This window comes from Pseudomonas cimarronensis (genome assembly GCF_049331905.1).
Lineage (GTDB): Bacteria > Pseudomonadota > Gammaproteobacteria > Pseudomonadales > Pseudomonadaceae > Aquipseudomonas.
The window spans coordinates 3,852,207-3,869,753 of sequence record NZ_CP186283.1; the positions used below are offsets into that span (position 1 = coordinate 3,852,207).

Annotated in this window: 16 protein-coding genes; 9 read left to right on the forward strand and 7 right to left on the reverse strand. The window is 59.8% G+C overall.

The features are described from left to right. Positions 1–6: 6 nt before the first annotated feature. The 3 genes from ACOCLD_RS18010 to ACOCLD_RS18020 all read right to left on the reverse strand — a co-directional run bounded on the left by ACOCLD_RS18010 (position 7) and on the right by ACOCLD_RS18020 (position 5,927). Positions 7–4,518 (reverse strand): PAS domain S-box protein, encoded by a 4,512-nt coding sequence (locus ACOCLD_RS18010; protein ID WP_422910139.1) that lies wholly within the window; start codon positions 4,516–4,518, stop codon positions 7–9. 506 nt (positions 4,519–5,024) lie between these two features. Then, a complete protein-coding gene (locus ACOCLD_RS18015; protein ID WP_422910140.1) occupies positions 5,025–5,366 on the reverse strand; it encodes an FKBP-type peptidyl-prolyl cis-trans isomerase in 342 nt (113 codons plus the stop codon). Positions 5,367–5,414: 48 nt separating this feature from the next. After that, entirely contained in the window at positions 5,415–5,927 is a 513-nt protein-coding gene (locus tag ACOCLD_RS18020; RefSeq protein WP_422910141.1) for a MarR family winged helix-turn-helix transcriptional regulator, read from the reverse strand. Positions 5,928–6,022: 95 nt separating this feature from the next. Between ACOCLD_RS18020 and ACOCLD_RS18025 the strand changes: the two genes are divergently transcribed. Together ACOCLD_RS18025 and ACOCLD_RS18030 are read left to right on the forward strand one after the other, a co-directional pair. Then, entirely contained in the window at positions 6,023–6,943 is a 921-nt protein-coding gene (locus ACOCLD_RS18025; RefSeq protein ID WP_422910142.1) for a DMT family transporter, read from the forward strand. 5 nt (positions 6,944–6,948) lie between these two features. Further along, a complete protein-coding gene (locus ACOCLD_RS18030) occupies positions 6,949–7,959 on the forward strand; it encodes a DUF4917 family protein (RefSeq protein WP_422910143.1) in 1,011 nt (336 codons plus the stop codon). Here the strand turns inward: ACOCLD_RS18030 and ACOCLD_RS18035 are convergent. The 3 genes from ACOCLD_RS18035 to ACOCLD_RS18045 all read right to left on the reverse strand — a co-directional run bounded on the left by ACOCLD_RS18035 (position 7,956) and on the right by ACOCLD_RS18045 (position 9,641). Then, on the reverse strand, positions 7,956–8,258 hold the full coding sequence (locus ACOCLD_RS18035; RefSeq protein WP_170048216.1) for a ribbon-helix-helix domain-containing protein: 303 nt from the start codon (positions 8,256–8,258) through the stop codon (positions 7,956–7,958). The genes ACOCLD_RS18030 and ACOCLD_RS18035 overlap by 4 nt on opposite strands. A gap of 122 nt (positions 8,259–8,380) precedes the next feature. Then, positions 8,381–8,962, reverse strand: a complete 582-nt coding sequence (locus ACOCLD_RS18040) for a DJ-1/PfpI family protein (RefSeq protein WP_422910144.1) — start codon at positions 8,960–8,962, stop codon at positions 8,381–8,383. A 265-nt stretch (positions 8,963–9,227) separates the two neighbouring features. After that, entirely contained in the window at positions 9,228–9,641 is a 414-nt protein-coding gene (locus ACOCLD_RS18045) for a hypothetical protein (protein WP_233686531.1), read from the reverse strand. Positions 9,642–10,050: 409 nt separating this feature from the next. Here ACOCLD_RS18045 and ACOCLD_RS18050 point away from each other — a divergent pair, with 409 nt between their 5' ends. From ACOCLD_RS18050 to ACOCLD_RS18080, 7 genes are all read left to right on the forward strand, one after another. Beyond that, positions 10,051–10,740 carry a thermostable hemolysin gene (locus tag ACOCLD_RS18050; protein ID WP_422910145.1) on the forward strand — a complete coding sequence of 230 codons (690 nt, stop codon included), beginning with the start codon at positions 10,051–10,053 and terminating at the stop codon, positions 10,738–10,740. Further along, the gene (locus ACOCLD_RS18055; RefSeq protein WP_422910146.1) at positions 10,724–12,196 is read left to right on the forward strand and encodes an AMP-binding protein; all 1,473 of its coding nucleotides are present in this window, start codon (positions 10,724–10,726) and stop codon (positions 12,194–12,196) included. Before ACOCLD_RS18050 ends, ACOCLD_RS18055 begins: the two co-directional genes overlap by 17 nt. Beyond that, positions 12,196–12,849 carry a TenA family transcriptional regulator gene (locus ACOCLD_RS18060; RefSeq protein ID WP_422910147.1) on the forward strand — a complete coding sequence of 218 codons (654 nt, stop codon included), beginning with the start codon at positions 12,196–12,198 and terminating at the stop codon, positions 12,847–12,849. Before ACOCLD_RS18055 ends, ACOCLD_RS18060 begins: the two co-directional genes overlap by 1 nt. Before the next feature lie 9 nt (positions 12,850–12,858). Further along, positions 12,859–13,650, forward strand: coding sequence for an SDR family oxidoreductase (locus tag ACOCLD_RS18065; protein ID WP_422910148.1), 792 nt, complete (start codon positions 12,859–12,861; stop codon positions 13,648–13,650). 12 nt (positions 13,651–13,662) lie between these two features. After that, on the forward strand, positions 13,663–14,313 hold the full coding sequence (locus tag ACOCLD_RS18070; protein ID WP_422910149.1) for a tetratricopeptide repeat protein: 651 nt from the start codon (positions 13,663–13,665) through the stop codon (positions 14,311–14,313). Between the two features lie 84 nt (positions 14,314–14,397). Next, entirely contained in the window at positions 14,398–15,054 is a 657-nt protein-coding gene (locus tag ACOCLD_RS18075) for a response regulator (protein WP_392540607.1), read from the forward strand. Position 15,055: 1 nt separating this feature from the next. Continuing rightward, a complete protein-coding gene (locus ACOCLD_RS18080) occupies positions 15,056–16,525 on the forward strand; it encodes an ATP-binding protein (RefSeq protein ID WP_422910150.1) in 1,470 nt (489 codons plus the stop codon). Here the strand turns inward: ACOCLD_RS18080 and ACOCLD_RS18085 are convergent. After that, positions 16,522–17,292, reverse strand: coding sequence for an FCD domain-containing protein (locus ACOCLD_RS18085; RefSeq protein WP_233686539.1), 771 nt, complete (start codon positions 17,290–17,292; stop codon positions 16,522–16,524). The genes ACOCLD_RS18080 and ACOCLD_RS18085 overlap by 4 nt on opposite strands. Positions 17,293–17,547 lie beyond the last annotated feature (255 nt).

Here is a 17,547-nt window from a genome sequence, read left to right on the forward strand (position 1 = left end):
CACTCCTTAGACCGAACTCAGCAGCTCCTGCCCGGTCAGCAGAGACGCAGCGAAATCCAAGGATTTCACCTGTTCAACAAATAGGTCGTACTGTGCGCGAAGCTCTTGCGGGGTCAAGGCCTGTAGGGCTTCGCTTCGCTCAATCGCTTGCATATTGCCGGCTTGCAGCAACTGCAAAATATCCCTCAATGCCTCGCACCATTGCGTTCCTGATAAAGCGCCTAAGTGCACATCGGCAAGCGAAGGTTTACTAAAAGGTAGCTCAAACGCGACTCTCAATAACTTGTCACTTTCAACCAAAATGCTATGTAGCGTTTCAAGCCATGAGCCATCAGCCAGTAGCTGCGCTGCACTGGCTTCATTTGCGTCACGCAAGCGCTGCTCCAACTCACCCGCCAACTGTGAAAGCGCGCGCGCCCCCATGGTGCCACTGCTGCCTTTTATGGCATGCAGCACAGCGGCAGCACCTGATGCATTGCCTTGCATGACCTCTTCTTGCAGTCGTGCAAGTTCTTTCGCCTGCTCTGTACTGAAACGGTCAAGTACATTGCGAATCAACTGATGGTTACCACCAAAACGCTGGTGGATCACTGCGGTGGATTCGACCACCGAAATCTGCGGTTCTACATGAACCATGGCCGCTGGTTCAGCGTTGGTACGGCCAGTGTGCCGCAGTATTGCAGCGACCATTTTTTCCATATCGATAGGTTTACCAAGGTGATCATCCATGCCTGCGGCCATGCATGCCTGTTGATCCGCACTTGAAGCATTGGCAGTCATGGCGATTATCTTTACTCCCCCCCGCTTGGCATCCATACGAATTCGGCGGGTGGCTTCCAGGCCATCAATATCGGGCATCTGGATATCCATAAGTACCACATCAAACGAATTGGCACTTGCTTTGACCTGCTCAACACCATCAACCCCACACTCGGCCAGAGTGACTTGCGCCCCCTCACCAAGCAACAACTCGTAGGCCACCTGACGGTTCAGCATATTGTCTTCGACGACCAGTACATGCAGGCCAGTCAATCGCTTGGGCTGAGCTGCGCGCAGCGTGGCGACTGATGGTTGAGGTGTGTCGTCACCTACAAATACCCGCTGGATGGTATCGGCCAACTGTTGAGGGGTTATCGGCTTACTGAGGAAGCCTGCAAATGGCGCATCACCTTCTTGCTGAATATCCGCCAAGACCTCACGCCCATAGGCCGTGACCATTATGACCATGGGTGCATGCTGCCCCTGGCTGTGCTGACGAATCAGGTGTGCGGCACTCAAGCCGTCCATGCCAGGCATGCGCCAGTCCATCAAAATCGCATCATAGTTCTGGCCTGTACGCTGCATCTGTTGCGCCCGTTCCACCGCCTGTAGGCCATCCGATACTAAGTCAGCCTGCCAGCCCAATGCTTCTGCCATGCGCACCAACAGGAAGCCGGCCACTTCGTTATCGTCAGCCACCAGAAGGCGCATCGGGTGATCCGCACCGGGGCATAACGCACGCAATGGCTGTGGTTCATAGATCCCCAGATTAATGTCAAACCAGAAACGGCTACCGATACCCACTTCACTGCTGACCTGCAAATCGCTGCCCATCAGGTTGATCAAACGCTTTGAAATCACCAGCCCAAGCCCCGTTCCGCCAAAACGCCGGGTGGTTGACGCCTCCGCCTGGGTGAAACCCTCAAAGATACGCTGCAGCTGCTCAGGGCTGATGCCGATGCCAGTATCAATAACCTCAATACGAACCTGCACGGTATCGGAGCAGCGCAGCAGTTGAGTGACCCTGATAATCACCTGCCCTTGTTGGGTAAATTTGAGTGCATTCCCCGCGAGGTTAATCAGCACCTGCTGCAAACGTTGGCTATCCCCAAAAAGTGCATTGGGTAACAGTGGATCGAGGTCGAACATGACTTCGACATTCTTTTCACCCTGATTGCCCGACAGCACCACCGCCAGATCGCGCATAAGCTGTTCTAGCTCAAAAGCATGCGCATCCAGCAGCATTTTGCCGGCCTCAATCTTGGAGTAATCGAGAATATCGTTGAGCAACCCCAGCAATGATTTCGCCGCACTTTCGGCCTTGCTGATGTAATCCAATTGGCGAGTAGTAAGTTCGGTGTTCTGTACCAGGTACAGCATCCCTAGCACCGCATTCATGGGGGTGCGGATTTCGTGGCTCATATTGGCCAAAAAGGACGATTTGGCTGCGCTGGAGGCATCCGCCTGCTCCTTGGCCTCCTGCAAGCGCGACTCCAGTTCACGTTGCGCTGTGATATCGCGATTTATCCCGGTTACCCTTATCGCGGCCCCCTGGCTATCGCGCTCAACCTGAGCGCCGGCCTGCACGATGCGTTGGCTACCATCCGGGCGTATGACCCGGAAGACCGGGTCATATACGGCCTCTCCAGCAACTGCTTGGTTGAGCAGGGTTACGACGCCATCAACATCGTCAGGGTGTAAGCGGGAATACCAGTGCTCGTAGTTCACTCCTGTTACACGGGGCCTCTCAGGGTAGCCGTATATCTCGTACATACGGTCGTTCCCATTCATAACGTTATCAGCCAGATTCCATGACCAGATTCCCAACTCCGCCACCTCAGCGGCCAGCAATAGCTGGTCACGTCCTGAGGCAAGCGCGATTTCAGAGGCCTTCTGCTCCGTCAGGTCTACGGCAATACCCAGGTAACCGATGCATTCACCCTGATCATCGCGCATAGCTGTTACGGCCAGGGAAACCGGCAGCTGCGAGCCATCTTTGCGCACATACGTCCACTCGCGGGTTTCCGCACCGTCTAACTCGGCTTTGTGCACAAATACCCGAAATCCCTCAATCGGCTGGCCAAGTTGCGCCATCAATTCAGCGGAGCGCGCAGCTACCTCTTGCTCTACATGGAAGCTGGCAGGCGTACTTTTCCCGACCAACTCCGCTGCGCTGTACCCCAGCATTCGCTCTGCGCCGGTATTAAAAATACGAATGGTGCCATCAAGCTCCGTGGCAATAATCGCCACTTCAGAGGCCGAACGCAGCACGTTACCGAGCAGCACGTTAAGTTCGTGAAGCTCCGCCGTACGTTCAGCCACCTGTGCTTCCAAGTTGCTATTGAGCTCGCGAATTTTCGTTTCAGCCGCGATTTGTTGCGAAATATCGCGAACCGTTTTTGCAGCCCCAAGCACATTGCCGCCGGAGTCAAGAATGGGTGACACGGTAATTGCGACAGGGATCAGCTGTTTATTTTTATGCTTGCGCAGCGTATTGAAGCTGGAAATGGGTTTGCCTTCTCTGATGGATGCCAGCAGCTCAGACTCTTCAGACTGCAAATCTTCAGGAATTAACAAATCAATAATACGTTGCCCAACAGCCTCATCAGCACTGAAGCCAAACAATGCTTCAGCCCCCTTATTCCAGCTTGTTACCACGCCATTTACATCCTTGCTGATGATGCCATCAACCGAACTTTCAACAATGGCGGCCAGCTTTTTCTGCTCAGCAACCACTTGTAACTGCCGCGAACGACTAAGGCCGATCACAGAAGCCAAACTGGCCAGCAGCACCGACAATAACGAACCCACTCCCAGAACCAGCCATGGGGTGAGTTGAGTCAGATTATTGATGTGGAGAGGATCCACGGTGAGATGCAGCTGCCAGCGTCGACCATAGACATCGCGTTCAACAGTGTGAGACAGCACTCGCTCATGAGTGCCTTCATCGGTTGATCTATAAAAGACCATTCGCTGCGCAGGATTGGTAACGTCAGCTAGTTCAAGGCTGACAGCCTCTTCTGTAGGCCGTATACCATTGAGAACCTCATCGGTAATCAGCGGAGCATAGCTCCAGCCCAATATCTGCGCTTCTCGCGCTTCAGTAGTGTCTGGCGTAACACCATTACGGTAAAGCGGCATAAGGATCAGAAAGGACTGCAGCGGCTTACCAAGGTTTTGCACCAACGTGATAGGTGCCGAAAGTCTCACCTCGCCGCTGCGCATGGCGGAAAGTGCGGCTTGCCGTCGGTTGACTTCGGAAGCGATGTCTAGACCAACAGCCGGTTTGTTGAGTTCAAGGTTACTGATGTATTGAATGACAAATCGATCATGGTCATGAGGTGCTAGCTCGCGGATAGCAAAATCAGGCCAGCCATCAGCTCGAGCCATGGCCACAAACTGAGTCTCATCCTGTCTCGCAACACGGCGGATAAAGCCAAAACCTCGCGCACCAGGAAATTCAACTGCTATATCGCGTGTAAGGCTATAGCGGTCGAACGCCTCACGGTTGATGCCCCCATCGCCCATGGTGTGAATCGCACCACGCGCACCGCGCAACCCGTACTGGTAGAGCTTTATCCTGTTTACAACGGCATCTGCTGTAGCGACTGCAGTATCAAGTGCGACCTGATCAGCGTGCTGACGGTTGAAGTAATTAACGCCGAGGCTGGCAGCGATACTTATGATCACGCCAAGTATCAAACTGCTTATCGTCCAGCGGCTGCCGAACAGGAGGGAGCGGATTCTATTTTTAAGCATGGCATCCCTACTCAAAAAACAACCGACAGGTTTATTGTCGCCTCAGAGCGAAAGCGTCCTTACGGCAACAGAACGGAATGATCCGAGCATCACGCTTGTGTCAGTTACAACATTGCCAGCCCCACACAGGCTTTACACCCACCATTATTTGCCTTTATGGCACCGGAATTTAGCAAAGCACATAACTAGCCAAAGAGGGCAGAGAGAACATACAAGTTTGCTTGCACTATCTCGCAGCCTTGATCGCCCTGGGTTTCGAGGAGGCCTCGATTCTCAAAATTGAACCTAGGTGAATATATGCTTTTGGCCGATTGTGTTGGAAAAGCCCCACCGAGGTTTTTGCCCATAAAGAGCATCACCAAAGTTCTAACCTGGTTCTTTCAGAAAGCCGAGCTGCCTTGGTTTTTACGTAGCAACGCCGAAATCGTATGATTTTCGAGCTGTCGAAAAGAGGCTCCCTCAAAAACCGATTTTTCAACACAACCGGCCGAAAGTAGCCCTACGACCTAATCATCCCGCGTCAGCACTTCCAGCAGTTCGATCTCAAAGATCAGATTGGAATGCGGCTTGATATGCGCGCCGAACTGACGTTCGCCGTAGCCCAGGTGCGACGGTACAAAGAGTTTACGTTTGCCGCCGACTTTCATGCCCATCAGGCCCTGATCCCAGCCCTTGATCACCCGGCCGGTGCCGATGACGCACTGAAAGGCTTTGCCGCGATCATAGGAGGAGTCGAACGTGGTGCCATCCTCCAGGCAGCCACGGTATTGCGTGGTGATCAACGCACCTTTGACCACTGCTTTGCCGTCACCCAGTTGAAGGTCTTCGATCACTAATTCGTTGCTCATTGCTCACCTCATCTAACCGGTCTGTTCAAGGCCGGAATTGCAGGAAATCTACTCGGCTGCGGGTTCCAGTACGGCCAACAGATCGGTTAGCCGCGCCTCCAGCTCCGCCCGTTGTGCTTCGGCCAGCGGGGCGACAATACGCGCCTGATTCTGTACATGCGCGGTGACCGCGCGGTCGATCAGTTCCAGCCCGGCCGGGGTCAACTGCACCAGCAGGCTGCGTGCGTCACTCGGATTGGCCAGGCGGCTGACCCGGCCAGCGGCTTCCAGTTGCTGCAGCTGCCGGGTCATGGTGCCGGAGGTGATCATCAACGCCGAAAACAACGCCGTCGGAGCCAGGCAGTACGGCGTACCGGAGCGGCGCAAGGTGGCCAGCACGTCGAACTCCCAGGCAGTCAGGCCAAAGTCGCTGAATACCTTGTCCTGCTCCCGGCGCAGCAATGCTGCGCAGCGCCCCAGCCGGCCGAGCACGCCCATCGGGCTGGCATCCAGCTCCGGCCGTTCGCGTTGCCACTGCTGAAGAATTGCATCGACCGCATCCATCTGTCGCTGGACTGCCATTAGCCTGCCCCTGAAATTTATCTTGAACCCAAGACAAGTTGCTATTAGTTTGGCATTTTATCTTGAATACAAGACAAATGCATGGAGCGTCTGCCGTGAAAACACCCTGGCTGAATGTGCTGATCACTGCGCTGGCCCCTGCCATCTGGGGTTCGACCTATATCGTCACCACCGAGATTCTGCCACCCGACCGGCCGTTTACCGCCGCACTGCTACGCGCCCTGCCCGCCGGCCTGCTGCTGGTGCTGTACAGCCGCTACCTGCCAAGGCGCAGCGAATGGCCGCGCCTGCTGGTGTTGGCGGCGCTGAATATCGGCTTCTTCCAGGCGTTGCTGTTTGTCGCCGCGTACCGTTTGCCAGGCGGGTTGGCGGCGGTGGTCGGGGCGATTCAACCGCTGCTGGTGATGGGCCTGGTGTGGTCGATGGATGGTCAAAGGCCGGCGTCTGTGGCAGTTGCTGCCAGTGTGATCGGGATCGCCGGCATGGCCGCCCTGCTGCTCGCACCCGGGGCGAGCTGGGACCCAATCGGGATTGCCGCCGCCTTTGTCGGCACGGCCTGCATGGCCAGCGGCACCTACCTGACGCAGCGCTGGCGGCCGACTGTGCCGCTACTGGCCTTTACTGGCTGGCAGTTGCTGATTGGCGGTCTGTTCCTGCTGCCGGTGGCCTGGCTGATCGACCCACCGCTGCCGCAGCTCAGCCCAGTGCAGTGGCTGGGCTACGTCTACCTGTCGCTGTTCGGCGCGCTGCTGGCTTATGTGCTGTGGTTTCGCGGTATTGCTCGGCTGGCACCGGTGGCGGTGTCTTCACTGGGTTTGCTCAGCCCGCTGGTGGCGGTGCTTCTCGGCTGGGCATTGCTCGGGCAAAGCATCACCGGCATGGCGCTGCTGGGCTTGATTGCGGTGCTGGGCAGCATTCTGGCGGTGCAATGGGCGGCGTCAGCCAAGCCAGCAGTTGTCGCGCCCCATGTTAAAGTCGCGCGCTGCACAACCCCGACGGCCCAAGGCGACAACTAGCGATTATGCAAACCCCGGCATTTACTGGCGAACTGGAAGACTGGAACACCCTGAACAGCAGCATCGGCTTCCCCGAGTTGCTGGTCGGCAACGGCGCAAGCCTGGCGGTATGGCGCAAGTTTGCCTATTTCTCGCTGTTCGATGAGGCGCAGACTACGCGCAATCGCCCACTCAGCCCGACCGAACTCAGCGTGTTCCGCGCCCTGGACACCAGCAATTTCGAGCAAGTGCTCAGCGCGCTGAAAAACAGCATCCGGGTCAATGCCGCGCTGACCATCAACTCCTCGTCGCCACGCCATCGCTACTTCGCCATCAAGGAAGCACTGATCCACGCCGTGCGTGCTGTGCATATACCCTGGAGCCAGATGCAGGCTGATCGCCTGACACGGATCAACAGCGCGCTGAGCCAGTACCAGACGGTGTATTCCGGCAATTACGACCTGCTCAACTACTGGGCCGTGATGCAGGCGCCGGAAGCATTTGAAGACCTGTTCAGAGGTGCGGACTCAACTTTCGATCCAGGCAACAGCCAGCGCCAGGGCCATGCCACGCGCATGCTTTATCTGCACGGCGGCATGCACCTGGTGAAGAACATCGACGGCAGCACGCGCATTCTCAACTCATCGGAAAGCACCTTGCTGGCCAGTTTCGCCATCAACCAGCTCGGCGATATTCCGCTGTTCGTCAACGAAGGCAGCAGCGCGGACAAGCTCAAGGCCATTCGCAGCAGCGACTATCTATCGTTCTGCTACAGCCAGCTGGCGCACCCCAAGGACAAGCTGTGCATCTTCGGCCACAGCCTGTCGGCGCAGGACCAGCACCTGACCCAGGCACTGCAACAGGCCGGAGTGAAAACCCTGGCCATCTCGATCTACCCGCACAACCCGCTGTTTGTCGCGCAGCAGAAGCAGCACTACGCCAGTCTGTTCACCGAACAGCAGATCGAACTGCGTTTCTTCGATGCGCTCAGCCACCCGCTGGGTGACCCTGCGCTGCGTATCGCCACTGGCGTTTAACCCTGGATCGAACGCACCAGACTCAGCTCGGCCGGCGCACGACGCTGACTGAGGTAACGGGTGCAGCTGACGCGTAGAAACGAGGCGAAATTCACCACCTCGCCGCGATAGTCCATCACCTCGTCATACAGCTTGGTGATCAGCTGATTGGTGGTCATGCCATCGACTTCGGCGATTTCGCGCAGGATGTCCCAGAACTGGTTTTCCAGGCGCAGGGTGGTGACCACGCCACGGATGCGCAGCGAGCGGGCACGCGATTCGTAGAGAATCGGATCGGCTTTGACATACAGCTCGCACATGGTTCCTCCTCGACGACAGGGTCCGGCAAGCAGACCCGATTACCCTCGTAGCCCGGATGCAATCCGGGGCCATCACTTACAGGCGCCCCCCGGATTGCATCCGGGCTAAGGGCTTAAGCACATTACAGCGTGATCTGCGTACCCAGCAGGCCAAGGAACGCCGCCAGCCAGTTGGGATGCGCCGGCCAGGCTGGCGCGGTGACCAGATTGCCCTGCACATGGGCCTGGTCCACGGCGATATCGACATAGCGCCCGCCGGCCAGGGTAACTTCCGGGCCACAGGCTGGGTAGGCGCTGCATTCGCGGCCTTTAAGCACGCCAGCAGCGGTGAGCAATTGCGCGCCATGGCAAACCGCCGCAATCGGTTTGCCAGCCTTGTCGAAGGCCTGTACCAGCGCCAGCACCTGAGCGTTCAGGCGCAGGTACTCCGGGGCGCGGCCACCGGGGATCAACAGGGCGTCGTAGTTTTCGGCCTTGACCTGAGCGAAGTCGAAATTGAGGGCGAAGTTGTGCCCCGGTTTTTCGCTGTAGGTCTGCTCGCCTTCAAAATCGTGGATGGCGGTGCGTACGCTTTGCCCGGCAGTCTTGTCCGGACACACGGCGTGCACCTGATGACCGATCATCAGCAACGCCTGAAACGGCACCATCACTTCGTAGTCTTCGACGTAGTCGCCGACCAGCATAAGAATCTTCTTCGCTGCCATGTGCCTGCTCCCTTCAATGAATTGAGAAGCACAGAGTGTTATCCCGATCCGCCCAGCGCGGGTAATAACCCGGTACTACAGAGCCAACGATAGATAGACGGTCAGCGAGGAATGGCGAAAGGCAGCAAGCAGGTTGGGTTAAGGAGCAAGGCGACGAAGCCCAACTAGGCATGCCACAGCGCGTTGGGCTTCGCTGCGCGAAGCGCCAACCTACCTGCGCACGACACACATACCAAGGCGGTACATAGCAGAAGGAAAGGCTGGATTACTCCAGCACTTCCTCATCGCGCAGCAGCACATAGGTGCAGCCAGTGTCGTCTTCCAGGTAGTCGTGCACATAGAACATCACGACTTCACCCAAGCCGGGCTGGGCGGCCACGTAGTCACCGATGTCCACGGTGAAATGGCCTTTGGAACCCGGTTTGGCTTCACACTCGATGCGCGCATTGACGAACAGCTCCGGTGCGCTGTCGCCGAAATAATCTTCACGCTCTGCCGCATCCCAGTCGGCCGGGGCTTCGAACGGGCCGCAGAACAGCACCTTGGCATCACCCAAATCCACTTCCTCGGCTTCCGGGTCCTGGTCATCCGCGCGATACACGGTGCAGTCCTGCGCGTCAGGGTTTTCCAGAATGGCCAGACGGGCCGCCAGTTGTTGCTCAGTATCCATAGGGGGCATAACGATCTCCGAGCGTAGGCGCTTAAGGTCAGGGCAAATCCAGCCAGCAGTCCATCTGCCGGCAAGGCCTAGCAGGCTATGGGCTGTTGCGCTTGCAGTGCAAGCGATGAAATGCCTACAGCCACCTTACGCAGAATATTTCGCGACGTAGAGCCTGTTTACGATCTAGCGAGCTAGAGCCATGCAAGGCAAAAAGAGGCGAGGAAGCGGAGTGTACGAGCTGTACATGAGCATTACTCGTTCCACTCGCCCCTTCGTGGTCGCGCTGAAGCGCGTTAGCCGCAAGCGGCTTCCACCCTGTTTTTAACGCGGCAGGGCCGACGCGCAGCAGATCGTAAACAGGTTCTTAATTTGGCGTTAAGACTGCAGGCAGACACTCACACCCAAGTTCACAAACGAGGTTCCGTTTATGGAGCTGCCTTGGGTGTATCAAAACACTGCACTTGCACAGATCGGCCGCGAGCAACCGCTCAGCCTTTACCTGGCCAACCATGAAAGCCCACGCCGAGCGGGGATTGAAGCCTTTATCGGCGAGCGCTTTGCCGCTCAGCATCAAGCGCGTATCCGTCACTTCATGCCCTGCCTGCTCAGCCTGGAAGATCGCGACGGGCAACTGCTCGGCGCAGTGGGCCTGCGTGGTGCCGCCAGTGGCCCGCTGTTTCTTGAACGCTACCTGCAGCAACCGGCGGAACAGGTGATTGCAGCCCAGCAGGTGACCAATGCGCCGCAACGGGCACAGCTGGTTGAGGTCGGCAACCTGGCAGCGGGCAGCCCGGGCGCTGCGCGTTTGCTGATCGTCGCCCTCACCGACCTGCTGGTGGCGCTGGGTTATCGCTGGGTGACCTTTACCGGCACCCTGGCCCTGCTCAACAGCTTCCAGCGCCTGGGCCTGACGCCCGTAGCGCTGGGCCCGGCCAATCCGGATTGCGTGGGCGATGAACTGGCGGACTGGGGCAGCTACTACGACAACCAACCGCAGGTGATGGCCGGCGACATCTACGCCGGTCACCAACGCCTGCTGCAACTGGGTGCTTACCCGCGCCTGGCTCACCACGCTTTCTATGCCCTGGAGGACATGCCTGATGTGGCCTGCCGCTGAATCACTGTTCAACCGCCTGGCCGAACTCGGCGATGCCTGCGCCCTGCGTGAAGGCCCTTGGCAACTGAGCTACGCCCAGCTGCTGCATGAGGTCGAGCAGCGCAGTGCGCAACTGCTGGAGCGGGGCGCGCGGCGCGTTGCCCTGGCCCTGGACAATGGCATCGACTGGGTGCTCTGGGACCTGGCCACCCTGCACGCCGGGCTGGTTTGCGTGCCGCTGCCGGGCTTCTTCTCCAGCGGCCAGCAGGCCCATGTGCTCGACAGTGCCAGCATCGACTGCCTGATCGGCCCGAACACTGCACTGTTCAGCGCACTGGGTTTCAGCCCTAGCGCGGCCGGCATGCTGCAACGCCCACGGGCGCAGGTCAGCACGCTGCCCGTCGGCACCTGCAAGATCACCTACACCTCCGGCACCACCGGGCAACCCAAAGGCGTATGCCTGGATATCGCCACGCAACTGGCCGTAGCCCGCAGCCTGGTGCAGGCCAGCGCCAGTTGCTCAGTCGAACGTCACCTGTGTGTGCTGCCTTTAGCCACGCTGCTGGAGAACATCGCCGGGGTCTATGCGCCGCTGCTAGCCGGCGCACAGATTGAATTAATGCCAATGGCGCAGGTCGGCCTGCTGGGTGCCAGCCAGTTCGACCTGCCGCGCTTTCTCGGCGCCCTGACCCAGGCGCAACCCAATAGCCTGATCCTCCTGCCGCAGTTGCTGCTGGCGCTGGTCAGTGCGGCCGAACGCGGCCTGCCGGTGCCGAGCTGCCTGCGCTTTATCGCCGTCGGCGGTGGCCGCGTCGCCAGCCAGTTGCTGCAACGCGCCGACGCTCTGGGGCTGCCGGTATTCGAAGGCTACGGTCTGTCCGAGTGCGCCTCGGTGGTGTGCCTGAACACCCCGGAAAAACGCCGCATCGGCACCGTCGGTCAGCCATTGCCGCACCTGCAGGTACGCCTGGGCACAGACGGCGAGGTGCTGGTCAAAGGTCCACGCTTGCTCGGTTACCTGGGCGAAGCATGCCCTGAGGCAGAGTGGCTGGGCACTGGTGACCTGGGGCATTTCGACGGGTCGTTTCTGGTGCTGCACGGGCGCAAGAAACACCAGTTCATCACCGCCTTTGGCCGCAACGTCAACCCGGAATGGGTCGAGGCCGAGCTGGTGCAGCAACTGCCGATTGCCCAGGCCTGGCTATACGGCGAAGCCCTGCCAGGCAACGTCGCCGTGCTGGTGCCGCGCTACCCGAATACCAGCGACAGCCAACTGGCTGAAGCCGTGGCCAGCGCCAACCAGGCCTTGCCCGATTACGCCCGCGTGCACCACTGGCTGCGCGCCGAACAGCCTTTCAGCAGCGCCAACCATCTGACCACCAGCAATGGCCGCCTGCGGCGTACAGCCATGCTTAACCACTACCAGCACGCCATCGAGCAATTGATGGCCACCGAATCCTGCTATGGAGATGCCTGATGAGCTTCTATGAATCCCTGCTTGAACAAACCAGCGCTGAACGCAACTACCTGCTCAGCGCGCCGATCATCGCCCAGGCCATGGCCGGCACCGTCAGCCTGAACAGCTACGTGGCCTTTCTCACTGAGGCTTATCACCACGTCAAACACACCGTGCCATTGCTGATGGCCTGCGGCGCGCGTTTGCCGGAGCGGCTGGAGTGGCTGCGCGAAGCCATCGGCGAATACATCAAGGAAGAAACGGGGCACCAGGAATGGGTGCTCAACGACATTGCCGCGTGCGGTGCGGATAAAGACGCGGTGCGCCACGGCACGCCCAAACTGCCCACCGAACTGATGGTCAGCTACGTCTACGACCGCATCGCACGGCATAACCCGGTGAGCTTCTTCGGCATGGTCAATGTGCTGGAAGGCACCAGCATTGCCTTGGCCACCCAGGTAGCCGGGGTGATCCAGGACAAGCTGCAACTGCCGAACAAGGCGTTCAGCTACCTCAGCTCCCACGGCAGCCTGGACTTGGATCACATCGAGTTCTTCAAGAAACTGATGAACCAGCTCGACAACGACGATGACAAAGCGGCAGTGGTGCACACCGCCAAAGTGGTCTATCGCCTCTACGGCGATATGTTCCGCAGCCTGCCGCTGAGCGCCTGAGGACTAGCGATGAACATTCCTGAATGCCGCGCCGTGATTACCGGTGCCAGTGGTGGAATCGGCCAGGCATTGGTCGCCGCCCTGCTGCTCGAAGGCGCCCAACTGCTGTTGGTCGGCCGCCAGCCGGAACCCCTGCAAGCATTGGCCAAAGCCCACGCGGGCAAGGTCACGGTGGTGGCGGCCGATATCTGTGAACGCAGTGGCCGTGAGGCGGTGGTCGCCGCTGCGCAACGTTTCGGCGGTATCAACACGCTGATCAATGCTGCCGGGGTCAATCACTTCGGCCTGCTCGAACAGCATGACGAAAGCGCCATCGCCGAGCTGATCACACTCAACGTCACTGCCACCCTGCAACTGACTCACCGTCTGCTGCCGCTGCTGCGGCAACAGGGTCGGGCGCTGGTGGTCAACCTCGGCTCGACCTTCGGCTCCATCGGCTACCCCGGCTTCAGCGCCTATTGCGCCAGCAAATTCGCCCTGCGCGGGTTCTCCGAAGCCCTGCGCCGTGAGCTGGCCGATACCCAGGTCAAGGTTCTCTACTTTGCCCCACGCGCCACCCAGACCAGCATGAACGCCGCCAATGTGGTGGCCATGAATGACGAGCTCAAGGTGGCCATGGACGACCCGCACAGCGTCGCCCTGCAACTGCTGGCCGCCATTCGCCGCGAGGAGGAAGAGCGCTACCTGGGCTGGCCGGAACAACTTTTCGTACGCCTCAACAGCCTGCTGCCGCGCCTGGTTGATCAGGCCCTGCGCAAACAACTGCCGATCATTCAGCGCTTTGCCCGAAGCAAACCCTAAGAGGACACACCAATGAAGCTGCTCCGTAACGCCGCCTGTGCCCTGCTCTGCCTCACCAGCCTGCCCAGCTTCGCCCTCAGCGAACAGGGCCAGACCCAGCTGCAAAACCTGCAAGACCGTTGGGCCGAGATCAACTACCAGTTGCCCAAGGAACAACGCGAAAAAGCCTTCGCCAGCCTGAGCAAACAAGCACAACAAGCCGTCGCCGCCGAGCCGAACGCGGCCGAGTTGCAGATATGGAACGGCATCATCCTCAGCACTTACGCCGGCGCCAAGGGCGGCCTGGGCGCGCTGGGCCTGGTCAAAGAGGCCAAGGCCAGCCTGGAACAGGGCCTGGCGCTCGACCCCAAGGCGCTGTCCGGCTCCGCCTACACCAGCCTCGGCAGCCTGTACTACCAGGTGCCCGGCTGGCCGGTGGGCTTTGGTGATGACGAAAAGGCCGAGGCCATGCTCAAGCAGGCGCTGGCCATCAACCCAGATGGCATCGATCCCAACTACTTCTATGGCGATTACCTGGCCCGCGCCAAACGCTTCGCAGAAGCCAAGGTTGCGCTGGAGAAAGCCCTGCAAGCACCGCCACGACCCAACCGGCAGTCGGCTGATGTCGGCCGTAAACAGGAAATTCAGGCTTTGCTGAACCAGGTCAACGCCGAGTTGCAGTGATAGGCTGTTGCGTGACGCCTGCTCTGCCAGTAGGGCACGGCAGGCGCAGCTGAAGGTTCAAATAGACAAACCGGGAATGTCTACATGCGAATTCTATTGGTCGAAGATGACAAGGCCCTCGGCGAGGGCATCCGTACTGCACTCAAGCCCGAGGGTTACACCGTTGACTGGGTGCAGGATGGCAGCAGTGCGCTGCATGCCCTGACCAGTGAAAGTTTCGAGCTGGCGATCCTCGACCTCGGCCTGCCGCGCATGGATGGCCTGCAAGTGCTCAAACACCTGCGCGCTGCCGCTAACCCGGTGCCGGTGCTGGTACTGACCGCCCGCGACTCGACCAGTGACCGCATCGCCGGGCTGGATGCCGGTGCCGACGATTACCTGGTCAAACCCTTCGATGTCGCCGAACTCAAGGCGCGCCTGCGCGCCCTGCTGCGGCGCAGTTTCAACCGTCCACAGCCGGCGTTGGAATACCGTGGCATCAGCCTCGACCCGGTCAGCCAGGTCGTCAGTTACCAGGGCCAGGCGGTCAACCTGCCGCGTAAGGAGTTTCTCCTGCTGCACGAACTGCTCGCCCAACCCGGCCGGGTGATGACCCGCGACAAGCTGCAGCAGGCCCTCTACGGCTGGGACGAAGAGCTGGAAAGCAACGCCCTAGAAGTACACGTGCACCACCTGCGCAAAAAATTCTTTCCCGAGCTGATCCGCACCGTGCGTGGCGTCGGCTACCTGGTGGATAAATAACATGCCGAAGTTGTTGCGCTCGATCCGTGCGCGCTTGCTGGTCCTGCTGCTGTCCCTGTTGAGCGTCGCCCTGGGGCTGATCAGTCACAAGATCTACAGCGATGCCAGCCATGAAGTGGAAGAACTGTTCGACGCCCAACTGGCGCAGACCTCCCGGGTGCTGATGGGCCTGGTCCGTCATGAGCTGTCCGCCGACTCGCGCCGCGACCTGCAGACTGCGCTGGATGAAGCCCTGCTGCTGAAAAACAGCCCACGCAACCTGGATGGCCTGCTGGGGCACAGTTACGAGAGCAAACTGGCCTTCCAGATGCTCGATGACAACGGTGAGCTGGTGTTCCAGTCCGCCAGCGCGCCCAAGGGCCTGCTGATGGAGATGATCAGCCAACTCGGCCTCAGTCTGCCGGCCAACGAGCAACCGGTCAGTGATCGCCTCAACCGCCTGGCCAAGTACCTCAGCGGTTATCACACCCTCAAGCTGGGTGAGCACCACTGGCGGGTCTTTGTGCTGCACGATAACGTCGACCACCACTGGGTACTGGTGGGCGAACGCGAAGATGTACGCGGCGAACTGTCCGGCAAGATCGCCCAGCGCAGTATGCAACCCCTGCTGATCGGCCTGCCGCTGCTGGCCCTGCTGCTCTGGCTGGCGGTGGGGTTTGGCTTGCAGCCCCTGCAACGCATGGCCGAGTCGATCCGCGGCCGCGCGCCGGACAACCTTGCGCCGCTGATTTTCGGCCCGCTGCCGCAGGAGCTGGAGCCCATGGGCGCTTCGCTCAATCGCCTGCTGATGCAGGTCAACCAGCTGCTGGATCAGGAAAAGCGCTTTATCGCCGATGCCGCCCACGAGCTGCGCACGCCACTGGCAGTGCTGCGCATCCACGCCCAGAACGCCCTGGAAGCCCCCGACCCGCAGGACCGCAACGATGCCCTGCGCCAGCTCGGCACAGGCGTCGAACGCGCCACCCGGGTAGTGGCGCAATTGCTGACCCTGGCGCGCCTGGACCCCAACGTGGTGCAACTGGCGATGGGCGAACTGGACCTGCTCGGCTTTGTGCGCAACGAGCTGGCAGAACTGATCCCGCTGGCCCTGGCGCGTCATCAGGAACTCGACCTGGATGCTCTGGAACCGGCGGATTATCAGCTGATCGCCGATGGCCCGAGCCTCGGCACCCTGCTGCAGAACCTGATCAGCAATGCCGTGCAATACACCCCGGACGGCGGCCGTATTCGGGTGCAACTGGACGCCCAGGCAGACGCCATCATCCTGCGCGTACAGGACAGCGGCCCGGGCGTGAATGAGGCACAGCGGGAAAAACTCTTCGAACGCTTCTATCGCCTCGGCGCGGGCCAGGGCGCCGGCCTTGGCCTGTCCATCGTGCGCCGGGTGGTTGAGCTGCACCGTGGCAGCATCAGCCTCGGTGACTCACCGCTGGGCGGTTTAGAAGTCGCTGTGCGTCTGCCCAGACGCTAACGCGTGCTACCGCGGCGTTGTGCCCGCTCTTCACGGCGGGCCTGCTGCTGCACTTCGGCGAGCACTTCCTGCACGTAGTCGATATGCCGGTTGGACAGCGCGCGGGCGTCCTCGGCGCGGCCTTCGATAATCGCCTGGTACAGCGTGCGGTGCTGCTCGATCAGCATGTCGCGGGTTTCATCACGCTGGGCGTACATGCCGCCGATATTGGTCACCACGTTACGCTTGAGCAGGTCGAACAGCCCACGAATGGTGTGCAACAGCACAGCGTTGTGGCTGGCTTCGGCAATCGCCAGGTGGAAGTTGGCATCGGCGGCGCCCTCTTCGGCGCGGGTCACCTTGCCGCTGCGGCTGTAGCAATCCTGCAGCGCCGCGAAGGCGTCGGTCAGGCGCTGGCGATCCAGCTCGGTGGCGCGCTGCGCAGCATAAAAAGCACAGGAACCTTCCAGGGTGTGGCGAAACTCCAGCAGGTCGCGCTGCGCGTCGGGGTTGCGTTCCAGCAGGTGCAACAGCGGGTCACTAAAGGTCGAACCCAGGCTCTCGGCCACATAGTTGCCGCCGCCGTGACGGCTGACCAGCAAGCCTTTGGCCGCCAGCTTCTGGATCGCTTCACGCAGCGACGGCCGGGAGACACCGAACTGCTCGGCCAGCACCCGCTCGGCGGGCAAGCGTTCACCAGCCTTGAGCGTGCCTTCGAGAATCATGGTTTCCAGTTGGCTGACGATATCGTCCGACAAACGGCGCTGGCGCACCGATCCCACTTCCATATCCCGCACTCCACTGGTTTGACCACCTGCCGTGGGCCTTTGCGGCCCGCTGTCGGCAAGCCTATCGCCGCTGATCCGGCCTCGCAAGACGCACCCTTACGACCAAAGTCGTAAGGCAGCTAATTGACAGTTCGACGGCCGCACTTTTACCCTGACCGCGCAGTCTTGTAAATTGGTATTACCAATTAACCACACTAAAACAATTCCAAGAATCCTACGAGGTCTCCCCCATGCCGGCTCTATTGCTTATATCCG

Excerpts from the sequence above, each read along its gene's own strand:
- ACOCLD_RS18010 (WP_422910139.1), bottom strand. The coding sequence starts at position 4,518 with ATGCTTAAAAATAGAATCCGCTCCCTCCTGTTCGGCAGCCGCTGGACG.
- ACOCLD_RS18015 (WP_422910140.1), bottom strand. The coding sequence starts at position 5,366 with ATGAGCAACGAATTAGTGATCGAAGACCTTCAACTGGGTGACGGCAAA.
- ACOCLD_RS18020 (WP_422910141.1), bottom strand. The coding sequence starts at position 5,927 with ATGGCAGTCCAGCGACAGATGGATGCGGTCGATGCAATTCTTCAGCAG.
- ACOCLD_RS18030 (WP_422910143.1), top strand. The coding sequence starts at position 6,949 with ATGCAAACCCCGGCATTTACTGGCGAACTGGAAGACTGGAACACCCTG.
- ACOCLD_RS18035 (WP_170048216.1), bottom strand. The coding sequence starts at position 8,258 with ATGTGCGAGCTGTATGTCAAAGCCGATCCGATTCTCTACGAATCGCGT.
- ACOCLD_RS18040 (WP_422910144.1), bottom strand. The coding sequence starts at position 8,962 with ATGGCAGCGAAGAAGATTCTTATGCTGGTCGGCGACTACGTCGAAGAC.
- ACOCLD_RS18045 (WP_233686531.1), bottom strand. The coding sequence starts at position 9,641 with ATGCCCCCTATGGATACTGAGCAACAACTGGCGGCCCGTCTGGCCATT.
- ACOCLD_RS18050 (WP_422910145.1), top strand. The coding sequence starts at position 10,051 with ATGGAGCTGCCTTGGGTGTATCAAAACACTGCACTTGCACAGATCGGC.
- ACOCLD_RS18055 (WP_422910146.1), top strand. The coding sequence starts at position 10,724 with ATGTGGCCTGCCGCTGAATCACTGTTCAACCGCCTGGCCGAACTCGGC.
- ACOCLD_RS18060 (WP_422910147.1), top strand. The coding sequence starts at position 12,196 with ATGAGCTTCTATGAATCCCTGCTTGAACAAACCAGCGCTGAACGCAAC.
- ACOCLD_RS18065 (WP_422910148.1), top strand. The coding sequence starts at position 12,859 with ATGAACATTCCTGAATGCCGCGCCGTGATTACCGGTGCCAGTGGTGGA.
- ACOCLD_RS18070 (WP_422910149.1), top strand. The coding sequence starts at position 13,663 with ATGAAGCTGCTCCGTAACGCCGCCTGTGCCCTGCTCTGCCTCACCAGC.
- ACOCLD_RS18075 (WP_392540607.1), top strand. The coding sequence starts at position 14,398 with ATGCGAATTCTATTGGTCGAAGATGACAAGGCCCTCGGCGAGGGCATC.
- ACOCLD_RS18080 (WP_422910150.1), top strand. The coding sequence starts at position 15,056 with ATGCCGAAGTTGTTGCGCTCGATCCGTGCGCGCTTGCTGGTCCTGCTG.
- ACOCLD_RS18085 (WP_233686539.1), bottom strand. The coding sequence starts at position 17,292 with ATGGAAGTGGGATCGGTGCGCCAGCGCCGTTTGTCGGACGATATCGTC.